An 11,706-nucleotide genomic window follows, 5' to 3' on the forward strand; every position below is an offset into this window, starting at 1 on the left:
AGAAGTAGGAAAATTACAGTTTAAGCGATCGTCATTGCGGGTTCACTGGGGCAAGCAGGTTGCCATTACCGCAATCGGCACGAATTAAGTGACGAACAGTTAGAGGGTAACCATGGTTAGAAAAATTGGTGTTTTGACCAGTGGCGGTGATGCGCCAGGTATGAACGCAGCGATTCGCGGTGTGGTTCGCAGCGCGCTCAGCGAAGGCTTAGAAGTATGTGGTATTTATGATGGCTTTCTCGGCCTGCATCAAAACCGTATTGAACGCCTCAACCGCACCAGTGTTTCCGACGTGATTAACCGCGGCGGGACATTTTTAGGTTCGGCACGTTTTCCTGAGTTTGCCGACGAAAAAGTCCGTGAGCAAGCGATTCAGAACCTGAAGATGCACGCTATCGACGCCTTGGTCGTCATTGGTGGTGATGGCTCATTCATGGGGGCAAAGAAACTGACCGAAATGGGTTACCCCTGTATTGGCCTGCCGGGCACCATTGATAATGATGTTGCGGGGACGGACTACACCATCGGCTATATGACGGCGATGAACACGGTGATTGACGCCATTGACCGCCTTCGCGACACCTCATCTTCTCACCAGCGTATCTCTATTGTTGAGGTGATGGGACGCCATTGTGGTGACTTAACCTTGATGGCTTCGATTGCCGGTGGCTGTGAATACATCATCACCCCAGAGATCGGCTTGGATAAAGACAAGCTTCTCGCCAAAGTGAAAGAAGGCATCTACAAAGGTAAGAAACACGCGATTATCGCGATCACTGAGCTGATGACCGACGCTAATGAACTCGCGAAGTTCATCGAGACAGAAACTGGCCGCGAAACACGCGCGACCATTCTTGGTCATATTCAACGTGGCGGCCAGCCCGGCGCCTTTGACCGCATTCTTGCCTCACGCATGGGCGCTTACGCCGTTGACCTTCTGCAACAAGGTGAAGGGGGACGCTGTGTCGGTATTCAGAACGACAAAATGGTGCACCATGACATCATCGATGCGATTGAAAACATGAAGCGCCCATTCCGCGATGACTTATACGAAGTCGCTGAAAAGCTGTTCTAACTCGCGGCGGAGCTTTCATCTATTGCAAAAACGGAGCCCTCGGCTCCGTTTTTCGTTCTAACCCCACACTTGAGTCGGCGCATTATCCCGTCACTCTAGAAAACAATACTCGCGCTTATGCAAGCCGCGATTATGCAATCCGCGCTTATGCAATCCGCGCTTATGCAATCCGCGCTTGTGCAAGCCGCATCATATCCCGTCTCCCGAGATAAATGTCTTGTGCGAGCCATTAAATTCTTGATCCATATCCAGCGATGGCATGTGCGAGCTGGGTCGACCTACGATCTTTGCCGGTACGCCAGCCACCGTGGTATGAGGCGGTACGGGGTTAAGCACCACAGAGCAAGAGCCAATTTTCGCGCCTTCACCGATATCAATATTACCCAGTATTTTCGCCCCTGCACCAATCATCACCCCAGTGCGGATCTTCGGATGGCGGTCGCCGCCCTCTTTGCCGGTGCCGCCCAAGGTGACATCTTGGAGAATAGACACATTGTCTTCAATGACCGCGGTTTCACCAATAACAATACCCGTGGCATGGTCAAACATAATGCCACGACCAATACAGGCCGCTGGATGAACGTCCACTTGGCTGGTCACCGAAATTTGGTTTTGTAAGTAAGTGGCTAGCTCTTTGCGTCCTTGACGCCATAGCCAGTTAGCGACCCGAAAGCCTTGCAACGCATGAAAACCTTTCAAGTATAAAAGTGGCGTTGAATACAATTCGACAGCCGGATCGCGCTCCACGGTGGCACAAATATCACACGCCGCGGATTCCGCGACACAAGCATCGTTGGCATAGACTTCTTCTATCACCTCTCGCACCGCCATTGAAGGCATCGAGGGCGTGGAAAGCTTGTTGGCGAGAATATAGCTCAGAGCGCTGGCTAAATTATCGTGCTTAATAATGGTGGCGTGGTAAAAACTCGCCAACATCGGCTCACGCTCTGAATGCTCACGCGCTTCTTTTTTCACTGCTTGCCAGACACGATCTTGTTGGCATTGTTTTTTGGCCTGATTCACTGCCTTCATCCTTATCCCAAATGATCTACCGCTCAGGCGACAACACCGCCCCACGCCAGTGTATAAAAAAAACGCGCGGTTCTCACCCCGCGCGTTATTCTCTTTGTCTTTGCTGTTATTCGGACTTTTTGTCTCGTGCCAGCAAATCGCGCGCAGCATGGTGGGCCAGTTTGCCTTGATACAGCACTTGATAAATCTGCTCAACAATCGGCATCTCAACCCCCGCACGCTGGGCCAGTGCCCATACTTCTTTGGTGTTGCGATACCCTTCGACTACTTGGCCGATGTTGTCTTGGGCACCTTGCACATCTTCACCTTGCCCCAAGGCCAAGCCAAAGCGACGGTTACGTGATTGGTTATCGGTGCAGGTCAGCACCAAATCCCCTAACCCCGCCATCCCCATAAAAGTATCTCGAGAGGCGCCCAGTGCTTCACCCAGCCGGGTCATTTCGGCAAGCCCGCGGGTAATCAATGCCGTCCGTGCGTTGGCGCCAAAGCCAATGCCATCGGAAATCCCTGCGCCAATGGCAATCACATTTTTCACCGCGCCGCCAAGTTGCATGCCGATAAAATCATGATTGCCATACACACGGAAGCTATGTTGGCAATGAATGGTTTCTTGTAAATCACTCACGAACTCTGCATCGGGCGAGGCCACCGAAATCGCGGTCGGCATGCCCGCGGCAAGTTCTTTAGCAAACGTAGGCCCCGATAACACCGCGAGCGGAATATCGTCACCCAATTGTTCCCGCGCCACCTCTTGCAATAAGCGCCCGGTTTCCGGCTCTAAGCCTTTGGTCGCCCAACATATGCGAGAGTCGGCCCGTAAGTGAGGGCGCACCTGGCTCAGTACATCAGCAAACACATGGCTGGGGACGACCACAAGCAAATCGCGACTGGCATTGACCGCAACAGAAAGATCCGCACAGAGCACTAATGAGTCTGGAAACGCGACATCGGGAAGAAACGCTTGGTTGGCGCGATCAATTTCTAGCTGCGCGACATGACTCGGATCGTGCCCCCATAACACCACGTTAGCGCCATTTCTGGCCAACGAGATCGCCAGCGCTGTCCCGTAAGAGCCAGCGCCCAGAACCGTAATCGCTGCGTCTTGAGTGGGAGCAAGATCTGTCATCATCACACCTTATGCTTGTGCATCTTCTTCGCTAGCTGTTTCGCCCGCCTGCTGCTGCAGGTAGTTCATGAACAAGGCATCAAAGTTAACCGGTGCCAGGTTTAGCTGCGGGAAGGTCCCTTTCACAACGAGGCTAGAAATGGTTTCACGCGCATAAGGGAAAAGAATGTTAGGACAGAAAGCGCCCAGGCAATGTGCCAATTGAGGCGATTCCATGCCTGACACAGAGAAAATACCACCCTGCTGCACTTCACAAAGGAAGGCATTACTTTCTTGGTTTTTCACGGTCACGGTCAAACGCAAGATCACTTCATAGATGCCTTCACCCAACTCGCGGCTTTGCGTGTCCAAATCAAGGTTAACGTCTGGCGCCCAATCTTGCTGGAACACTTCTGGAGAGTTTGGCGCTTCAAAAGACACGTCCTTGAGAAAAACGCGTTGAATGGCAAAATTTTGCTCGGCTTGTTGGTTGTTTTCGGCTTCAGCCATGATGGTTCGTCCTTATTTAAAAAATTGCAAATGCGACTGGCACATTAAAAAATGCGAGCCACCGCGTCATGCGGTCGCTCGAGAATTGAGTGAAGGATCACTTTTTCTTTTTGCTTTTGCCCTTGCCGCTTTTGGCGCGAACAAGTGGCATTTTGGCATCGTTCCAAGAGGTCAAACCGTCTTTGAGAATATACACGGATTCGAAGCCCGCTTTCGCCAGTTGATTGGCACTGTCAGTCGCCGTTTGACCGGTTTTACATACCACGATAATGGGGTCATTTTTGTGTTTTTCAAGTTCACCAAACGACTGTGATTTGATTTCGCTCGGTAACACATTAAGCGCACCCGTGATGTGACCAGCGCGAAATTCATCGTGGCTACGAATGTCGACAAACACCCCATTCTCTCGGTTGTTAAGGATCGCCGCGTCATTAGGACCGACCACTTTGTAGGCAGCCGTTTTTTGTTTAATCAGCGACATCAGTAAAGCGGCCGCCAAACCCACCCAGACAAGGGTGAGAATCATGTTGTTGGAGACAAAATCAATATATTCCTGCATAACCTTTGCTCTATACTGCTTGCTTGTCTCGCCAAAGGCGAGAGTCCATCAAGGGTGAAAATGGTGTCGAGTATAACCTGCTCGCCATGGTTTTACAGCCTGCCGAGACGAAATCGCGCGTTTGCTCACTCATACGCACGTCCACGCGTTTTCACCTTCCGCTCAATAACTTGAAAAGAAAGAAGGTTTCATCAATCGCAGAAATTGAGCCAAGCCATTCGCGCACAGCGGCGATCTTCGCCATAATGAGGGGAGTCAAGGGTCGAAGGCAAGTGAACCAAGGCTTGCTGGTTAACTTGTCAGCTGGGATAATTGATCTTAGCCTACATATCAGCCCGTAAAATGTTGTAAAATTACGCACACACTGAGTCCTGAAGCTAGTCATGAATCTGGCTCCATGCCTCAGTGGTTGCTCCATGACATCCAATGTCATTGGCATCCAATGTCAGTCTTTTGCTTGAATTAAGAGGACGTAACATGTCTGCGAAAAAACCACTTGCACTGGTGATTCTCGATGGCTGGGGTTATCGCGACCCTCAAAGTGATAACGCGATTACCAACGCCAACACGCCTGTGATCGATAGCCTCATGGCCGATAACAGCACACTGATTTCAGCCTCCGGTTTCGATGTGGGTCTGCCTGATGGACAAATGGGTAACTCAGAAGTTGGCCATGTCAACATCGGCGCTGGCCGCGTGGTTTACCAAGACTTGACCCGTATTGGCAAATCCATTGCGGACGGTGAGTTTAATCAAACGCCAGCGCTGACGGCCGCCGTTGATAAAGCCGTCGATAAGGGCAAAGCCGTGCACATCATGGGCCTGATGTCGCCAGGCGGTGTGCACAGCCATGAAGATCATATTGCCGCCATGGTTGAACTGGCCGCAGAGCGTGGCGCCGATCAGATTTATCTACACTGCTTCTTGGATGGCCGTGATACGCCGCCACGCAGTGCAAAAGCATCGCTAGAGCGCTTCGATGCCCTGTTTGAAAAGCTGGGTAAAGGCCGTACCGCATCACTGGTTGGTCGCTACTACGCCATGGACCGTGACAACAACTGGGACCGTGTCGAGCGCGCCTATGACTTGCTCACCCAAGCACAAGGTGAATTCACTGCGACCAGCGCCGTAGAAGGCTTGGAAGCGGCTTACGCACGTGAAGAAAATGATGAGTTCGTCGCCCCAACGGAAATTTACCGTGACGGTGACAACAAAGCGACCATCAACGATGGCGATGCGGTCGTTTTCATGAATTTCCGTGCCGACCGTGCCCGTCAAATGACGCGCGCCTTTATGCCGGATTTCGATGGCTTTACGCGTAAAAAATACGCCGAGCTGTCTGATTTTGTGATGCTGACAGAATATGCAGCCGACATCGATACCACGGTGGCCTTCCCACCTGAAAGCCTCTTCAACACGCTTGGCGAGTGGCTATCAAAAAATGGTAAAACTCAGCTGCGTATCTCTGAAACCGAGAAGTACGCACACGTGACTTTCTTCTTCAACGGCGGTATCGAGACCGTGTTTGAAGGCGAAGAGCGTGCCTTGGTCGCCTCACCGAAAGTAGCTACCTATGATCTGCAACCAGAAATGAGTTCAGAAGAGCTGACCGACAAGCTCGTTGATGCGATTAAGTCTGGTAAGTTCGATATGATCATCTGTAACTATCCAAACGGCGACATGGTTGGCCACACTGGGGTGTATGACGCGGCAGTTCAAGCTTGTGAAGCTGTCGATCACTGCATCGGCCGTGTCTTGGAAGCCATCAAAGAAGTCGATGGTCAGATGCTAATCACCGCCGACCACGGTAACGCTGAGATGATGGTCAACGAAGAGACCGGTGGTGCGTATACCGCACACACCAACCTGCCTGTCCCACTGATGTATGTGGGGAGTCAGCCGGTAAGCTTGAAAGAGGGCGGTAAGCTGTCTGATCTGGCACCGACCATGCTGGCATTGACCGGTATGGAGATTCCTGAAGAGATGACTGGCAAGCCACTGTTCGATCTGAAATAATCCCCCTATGCGGGAAAAACGAACACGCTTACGCCAAACCCTCCGCGCCAGTGCATTATGCACTGGCGTTTTTCTCTGCCTGTTGATTGGCTCAGCCAATGCCAACTCTGAGCTAGAGGGAGTGAGCGATGAAATTGCCCGCCAGCAATCACAATTGGCGGCGCACAATAAAAAGCTCAATGCGTTACAAAGCGATCTAAAAGCACAGTCGACACGCATTGATACCCTGTCTAGAAAAACGCGCCAAGCCCAGCAAACCCTGCAGCAGACCGATGTCCAAATCACGCGCCTAAGCAAAAAACAAGCGCGACTCAAACAAGAGATGATTGCCCAGCAGGCACAGTTGGCCGAATTGATCGATGCTCAATATCGCCAAGGCGAGCATGATCAGCTTAAACGTCTGCTTAGCCAAGAGTCACCCACCAAGCTCGACCGACTCACGAAGTATGCTGAAGTGCTAGCAAGCACCATGCAGGAGGCGATCGAATCATTAGCTGCGACCCGCACCGATTATCAACTCACGGCCCACCAGCTCAAACAACAGCGTGATAAGCAGGCTAGCTTGGTGGCAGAGTTAACCGAGAAAAAACAAGCACTGGAACGAGAGCAAGCCTCGCAAAGCCAGACCGCGAAAAAAATCCGGGCCAAAATTGCCAGCGACAATGCTTATTTAGCTGAACTCAAGGCCAATAAGCAACGGCTGCAAGAGCAGATCGCCGCGGCCGCGCGGCGTGCGCAAGTAAAAATGGCGGGCATTGGCAAGGCCAAAGGCAAACTTCACTGGCCTACCCAAGGGAAGCTGCTCCACCGCTTTGGCGAGCGCCAATCCGGTGAGGTGTCATGGAATGGTATCGTGATTGGTGCCAAGCGCGGTACCGAGGTCAAAGCCGCCCATGCCGGTAAAGTGGTGCTGTCGAGTTGGTTGCGTGGCTATGGCCTGTTGATTGCCGTCGATCACGGTAAAGGGGACATGACCTTGTATGGCTACAACCAAGCCTTGCTCAAAGATGTGGGCGATACGGTGACCGCCGGGGAAGCTATCGCCTTGGTGGGCGACAGCGGTGGCCAATCCACCCCTTCTTTATATTTCGAAATACGCCGCAAAGGCAACACCACCAACCCCATCCCTTGGCTGGATTAAACACGCCCACCGGGTAGGCGGGCGTTTTCACTCGTGCCTAGCGCGCATCAACACGGCTAAACATGGTTCCGGCTGCCGGGCATTAGTCTTGCCAATCGAGGATCACCTTGCCTGATTGGCCTGAGCACATCACGTCAAAGCCTTTTTGGAAGTCATCCACGCTGTAGTGATGGGTGATGATCGGAGTTAAATCCAAGCCAGATTGGATTAACGACGCCATCTTGTACCAGGTTTCGAACATCTCACGGCCATAGATGCCTTTGATCACTAGGCCTTTAAAAATCACCTGGTTCCAATCAATCCCCATATCACTGGGTGGGATCCCAAGAAGCGCAATATTGCCACCGTGATTCATGGCCGTCAGCATGCTATTAAACGCTGCGGGCACGCCGGACATTTCGAGGCCAACATCAAAGCCTTCACTCATCCCCAGCTCTTCCATCACTGATTCCAGCGAGGTATTGGCGACGTTGACCGCACGGGTCACCCCCATTTTGCGGGCAAGCTCAAGGCGATACTCGTTCACATCGGTGATCACCACATGACGCGCCCCAACATGGCGCGCCACCGCAGCGGCCATGATGCCAATCGGGCCTGCGCCAGTGATTAATACGTCTTCACCGACCAAATCAAACGAGAGCGCGGTATGGACGGCGTTGCCAAATGGGTCAAAAATCGAGGCTAAGTCATCCGAAATCTCATCGGGGATTTTGAACGCATTATACGCAGGGATCACCAAGTACTCGGCAAACGCGCCTTCACGGTTGACGCCCACACCAACCGTGTTGCGGCACAGGTGAGTACGACCGCCACGACAGTTACGGCAATGCCCACAGGTGATATGGCCCTCACCCGATACGCGATCCCCCAATGAGAAACCGCGTACCTCCTGGCCAATGCCGACCACTTCACCGACATATTCATGGCCGACCACCATAGGAACAGGGATGGTGTTTTGTGACCACTCGTCCCACTTATAAATATGCACATCGGTGCCACAGATGGCCGTTTTACGAATTTTGATCAGCAGATCGTTATGCCCCAGCTCAGGAAGCTCGGCCTCCGTCATCCAAATGCCGGGCTCCGCCTTGAGTTTGGCCAAGGCTTTCATGGTTGTTTGTGTCATGACATTACCCAATCAATTTCATCTCTTTGCCCACTTTGATGAAGGCATCAATGGCACGGTCCAGTTGCTCACGTGTATGCGCGGCTGACATCTGGGTGCGAATACGTGCTTGCCCTTTGGGCACCACTGGGTAGGAGAAGCCCACCACATAGACGCCCTCTTCCATCATCCGCTCGGCAAACTCACTGGCCACTTTTGCATCACCGAGCATCACAGGAATAATGGCATGATCAGCGCCCGCCAAGGTAAAGCCAGCTTCCGTCATGCGTGCACGGAAGTGTTGGCTGTTATCCCAAAGCTGCTCACGCAAGTGATCACTTTCGGCCAGCATATCCAGTACGCGAATAGAGGCAGATACAATCGCGGGGGCCAGCGAGTTGGAGAAAAGGTAAGGGCGCGAACGTTGACGCAACCAATCAATCACCTCTTTTTTGCCTGAGGTATAGCCTCCTGAAGCACCGCCCATGGCTTTGCCCAAGGTGCCAGTGATGATGTCAACGCGGTTCATCACTTGATGGTATTCGTGGGTGCCTCGACCGTTCTGGCCCATAAAGCCGACCGCATGGGAGTCATCCACCATCACCAGCGCGCCATATTGCTCCGCCAGATCGCACACAGCCGGCAAGTTCGCCACCACGCCGTCCATCGAGAAGACACCATCCGTGACAATCAAGATATTGGCCACACCCGCCGCTTTCGCCGCTTTCGCCGCTTTTAACTGCGCTTCCAACTCATCCATATCATTATTGGCGTAACGGAAACGCTTGGCTTTACACAAGCGCACGCCATCGATAATCGACGCATGGTTTAGCGCATCAGAAATAATGGCATCGTCTGGGCCGAGAATGGTCTCGAACAATCCCGCATTGGCATCAAAGCATGAGGAATACAGGATGGTATCTTCCATCCCGAGAAAGTCAGATAACTTGGCTTCCAGAGTTTTGTGAGCATCTTGCGTGCCACAAATAAATCGCACCGACGCCATACCAAAGCCGTGCTCATCCATCCCTGCTTTGGCAGCGTCCACTAACTCAGGATGATTGGCGAGCCCCAAATAGTTATTGGCGCAAAAGTTCAGTACCTGCTGTTCATGATTGACGGCGACACTGGCCGCTTGTGGTGAGGTAATAAGGCGTTCACTTTTGTACAAGCCATCAGCTTTAACTTGCTCAAGCTGATGACGGATTTGCTGGTAGAAGGCAGCCGTCATCGCAATCTCCGTGCTGTGATGATTACTTTGGGAAGGCCGCCGCACACATTGTGTACGACGAATGAATGCTTGCTATCATGGCACGTTCGCGCGTTTTGTGCCAATAAGGGGCGCGAGACAGTGATTCATATCGTGTAATCACTGACAAGCTGGGCGAATATCGCGCAATGCGATCACCACCTAGAGAGATAGCTCAGTTCAATGTGTCCAGTGAGCGTGAGTCTTGGCGAACTAACTGCTGCTCGTAGTGGTCTATTAACGCAGTAATGGCCATTTGTCCCTGTGCCGATGTCAGCGGATGTAACAATGCCAGCATCTGCAAAATACCTTTGTAGATCACCCCTGCATGAATTTGCGTTTGGGGAGCTTGTGCACTTTGATAAAAAATCCAGCTCGACGCCACTTGCTTAAGCGTTTCTCCCACCGCAGACAAGGCGCTGTCATTGAGGCTCAGCCAATCGGCTTGCCGATAGTGGTGCAAGATGGTCATCAAGTTGGTTTGTAGCTGTTGCTGCGCCCCCAGGTATTTTTGCTGCAGTGCATCGTCTCGGCGCAAAATATCCGGCAAATTGGCGTAAAAAAATCGATAGCGCCACATCAAGCTAAAGGTCGCGTCGAGATAGTGCTGCAATAAAGCTTGGGTATCGTCACGAGGCTGACTAGGATCAAAGGCAAGGGCAAGATCTTGCGCGTATTGGTCGAATATACTGTGTATAATCGCCTCTTTATTACGGAAGTGATAGTAAAGGTTCCCCGGGCTTATCCCGAGATCTGCCGCGATATGGTTGGTGGTGATATTCGGCTCACCATGTTGATTGAATAAAGCCAGTGCAGCATGGATAATTCGGTCTCGGGTTTTCATGTATGGTTCAGTCCTCTGCCCGGTTGATGCTCAACCATACTATCACAGTCAACAGTAATGGCGACGGGGTCTGTCGTCAGATAAAGATGAATTAGGTAACGATATGATTTTTGTGACTGGTGGTGCTGGCATGATTGGCAGCAACTTAGTAAAAGCACTGAACGAGCAAGGCTACCGTGACATCGTGGTCGTCGATAACCTCAAAGACGGCACCAAATTCGTTAACCTGGTTGACCTCGACATTGCAGATTATATGGATAAGGAAGACTTCCTTACCCAAATCATGGCCGGTGAGAACTTCGGCCCGATCGAAGCCATTTTCCACCAAGGTGCCTGCTCGGCCACCACAGAGTGGGATGGCAAATACATGATGCTCAACAACTACGAGTACTCCAAAGAGCTGTTGCATTATTGTATTGATCGCGATATTCCCTTTCTTTATGCCTCGTCAGCAGCCACCTATGGTGGCCGCGACAGTGACTTTATTGAAGCGCCAGAATATGAAGGCGCGCTGAATGTGTACGGGTATTCCAAACAGCAATTCGACAACTATGTCCGTCGCGTGCAAGAAGATGCTAAGGCCCATGGCGAGACACTGCCACCGATTACTGGCTTCCGCTACTTCAATGTATATGGTCCGCGAGAACAGCACAAAGGCAGCATGGCGTCAGTGGCTTATCACCTCAATCAACAAATTCTAAAAGGCGAAAACCCTAAACTTTTTGAGGGCAGTGATACGTTCAAGCGTGACTTTGTCTATGTCGGTGATGTCTGCGCAATGAACATTTGGTTCTGGCAACAACAGATCAGCGGTATTTACAACTGCGGTACCGGTCGTGCAGAGCCCTTTAGCGCCGTTGCCAACGCGGTGATTGAATTCCACGGCCAAGGAGAGATCGAGGAAATCCCCTTTCCCGACCACCTAAAAGGTCGCTACCAAGCCTACACACAAGCCGATCTGACCAAGGTACGTGAAGCGGGATACACGGCATCCTTTAAGACAGTGGCAGAAGGTGTCGCCGCTTACCTAGCCGAAATCAATCGCTAATCACAGCAGTTCGCCTCAGACG

Annotated in this window: 11 protein-coding genes; 4 read left to right on the top strand and 7 right to left on the bottom strand. The window is 51.9% G+C overall.

Annotated features, from left to right (window positions below):
• Window positions 1-112: 112 nt before the first annotated feature.
• The gene (pfkA, locus tag C7A19_RS10385; RefSeq protein WP_116644845.1) at window positions 113-1,075 is read left to right on the top strand and encodes a 6-phosphofructokinase; all 963 of its coding nucleotides are present in this window, start codon (window positions 113-115) and stop codon (window positions 1,073-1,075) included.
• A gap of 189 nt (window positions 1,076-1,264) precedes the next feature.
• On the opposite strand, the gene cysE is transcribed toward pfkA, so the two are convergent.
• The 4 genes from cysE to C7A19_RS10405 form a co-directional block, all read right to left on the bottom strand.
• On the bottom strand, window positions 1,265-2,098 hold the full coding sequence (gene cysE, locus C7A19_RS10390) for a serine O-acetyltransferase (protein ID WP_231637427.1): 834 nt from the start codon (window positions 2,096-2,098) through the stop codon (window positions 1,265-1,267).
• 115 nt (window positions 2,099-2,213) lie between these two features.
• Window positions 2,214-3,233: an NAD(P)H-dependent glycerol-3-phosphate dehydrogenase gene (gene gpsA / locus C7A19_RS10395; protein WP_069361900.1), complete on the bottom strand. Its 1,020-nt coding sequence runs from the start codon at window positions 3,231-3,233 to the stop codon at window positions 2,214-2,216.
• A gap of 9 nt (window positions 3,234-3,242) precedes the next feature.
• Window positions 3,243-3,722: a protein-export chaperone SecB gene (secB, locus tag C7A19_RS10400; protein WP_077459041.1), complete on the bottom strand. Its 480-nt coding sequence runs from the start codon at window positions 3,720-3,722 to the stop codon at window positions 3,243-3,245.
• Window positions 3,723-3,819: 97 nt separating this feature from the next.
• On the bottom strand, window positions 3,820-4,281 hold the full coding sequence (locus tag C7A19_RS10405; RefSeq protein ID WP_069361902.1) for a rhodanese-like domain-containing protein: 462 nt from the start codon (window positions 4,279-4,281) through the stop codon (window positions 3,820-3,822).
• A gap of 477 nt (window positions 4,282-4,758) precedes the next feature.
• On the opposite strand from C7A19_RS10405, the gene gpmM reads away from it, so the two are divergent.
• Together gpmM and C7A19_RS10420 are read left to right on the top strand one after the other, a co-directional pair.
• A complete protein-coding gene (gene gpmM / locus C7A19_RS10415) occupies window positions 4,759-6,297 on the top strand; it encodes a 2,3-bisphosphoglycerate-independent phosphoglycerate mutase (RefSeq protein WP_116644847.1) in 1,539 nt (512 codons plus the stop codon).
• A gap of 7 nt (window positions 6,298-6,304) precedes the next feature.
• The gene (locus tag C7A19_RS10420) at window positions 6,305-7,438 is read left to right on the top strand and encodes a peptidoglycan DD-metalloendopeptidase family protein (protein ID WP_116644848.1); all 1,134 of its coding nucleotides are present in this window, start codon (window positions 6,305-6,307) and stop codon (window positions 7,436-7,438) included.
• A gap of 82 nt (window positions 7,439-7,520) precedes the next feature.
• Here C7A19_RS10420 and tdh read toward each other — a convergent pair whose 3' ends face one another.
• The 3 genes from tdh to C7A19_RS10435 all read right to left on the bottom strand — a co-directional run bounded on the left by tdh (window position 7,521) and on the right by C7A19_RS10435 (window position 10,636).
• Window positions 7,521-8,549: an L-threonine 3-dehydrogenase gene (gene tdh / locus C7A19_RS10425; protein WP_116644884.1), complete on the bottom strand. Its 1,029-nt coding sequence runs from the start codon at window positions 8,547-8,549 to the stop codon at window positions 7,521-7,523.
• 19 nt (window positions 8,550-8,568) lie between these two features.
• The gene (locus tag C7A19_RS10430; RefSeq protein ID WP_116644849.1) at window positions 8,569-9,774 is read right to left on the bottom strand and encodes a glycine C-acetyltransferase; all 1,206 of its coding nucleotides are present in this window, start codon (window positions 9,772-9,774) and stop codon (window positions 8,569-8,571) included.
• A 193-nt stretch (window positions 9,775-9,967) separates the two neighbouring features.
• Window positions 9,968-10,636 carry a TetR/AcrR family transcriptional regulator gene (locus C7A19_RS10435; protein WP_077650736.1) on the bottom strand — a complete coding sequence of 223 codons (669 nt, stop codon included), beginning with the start codon at window positions 10,634-10,636 and terminating at the stop codon, window positions 9,968-9,970.
• Between the two features lie 103 nt (window positions 10,637-10,739).
• Between C7A19_RS10435 and rfaD the strand changes: the two genes are divergently transcribed.
• The gene (gene rfaD, locus C7A19_RS10440; RefSeq protein ID WP_077522000.1) at window positions 10,740-11,684 is read left to right on the top strand and encodes an ADP-glyceromanno-heptose 6-epimerase; all 945 of its coding nucleotides are present in this window, start codon (window positions 10,740-10,742) and stop codon (window positions 11,682-11,684) included.
• The last annotated feature ends 22 nt before the right edge of the window (window positions 11,685-11,706 follow it).

It is taken from the genome of Salinivibrio sp. HTSP, assembly GCF_003390965.1.
GTDB lineage: Bacteria > Pseudomonadota > Gammaproteobacteria > Enterobacterales > Vibrionaceae > Salinivibrio > Salinivibrio kushneri.

Coding starts and splice junctions, on each gene's coding strand:
- C7A19_RS10405 (WP_069361902.1), bottom strand. CDS start 4,281: ATGCAGGAATATATTGATTTTGTCTCCAACAACATGATTCTCACCCTT.
- pfkA (WP_116644845.1), top strand. CDS start 113: ATGGTTAGAAAAATTGGTGTTTTGACCAGTGGCGGTGATGCGCCAGGT.
- C7A19_RS10435 (WP_077650736.1), bottom strand. CDS start 10,636: ATGAAAACCCGAGACCGAATTATCCATGCTGCACTGGCTTTATTCAAT.
- gpsA (WP_069361900.1), bottom strand. CDS start 3,233: ATGACAGATCTTGCTCCCACTCAAGACGCAGCGATTACGGTTCTGGGC.
- secB (WP_077459041.1), bottom strand. CDS start 3,722: ATGGCTGAAGCCGAAAACAACCAACAAGCCGAGCAAAATTTTGCCATT.
- gpmM (WP_116644847.1), top strand. CDS start 4,759: ATGTCTGCGAAAAAACCACTTGCACTGGTGATTCTCGATGGCTGGGGT.
- rfaD (WP_077522000.1), top strand. CDS start 10,740: ATGATTTTTGTGACTGGTGGTGCTGGCATGATTGGCAGCAACTTAGTA.
- tdh (WP_116644884.1), bottom strand. CDS start 8,549: ATGAAAGCCTTGGCCAAACTCAAGGCGGAGCCCGGCATTTGGATGACG.
- C7A19_RS10430 (WP_116644849.1), bottom strand. CDS start 9,774: ATGACGGCTGCCTTCTACCAGCAAATCCGTCATCAGCTTGAGCAAGTT.
- C7A19_RS10420 (WP_116644848.1), top strand. CDS start 6,305: ATGCGGGAAAAACGAACACGCTTACGCCAAACCCTCCGCGCCAGTGCA.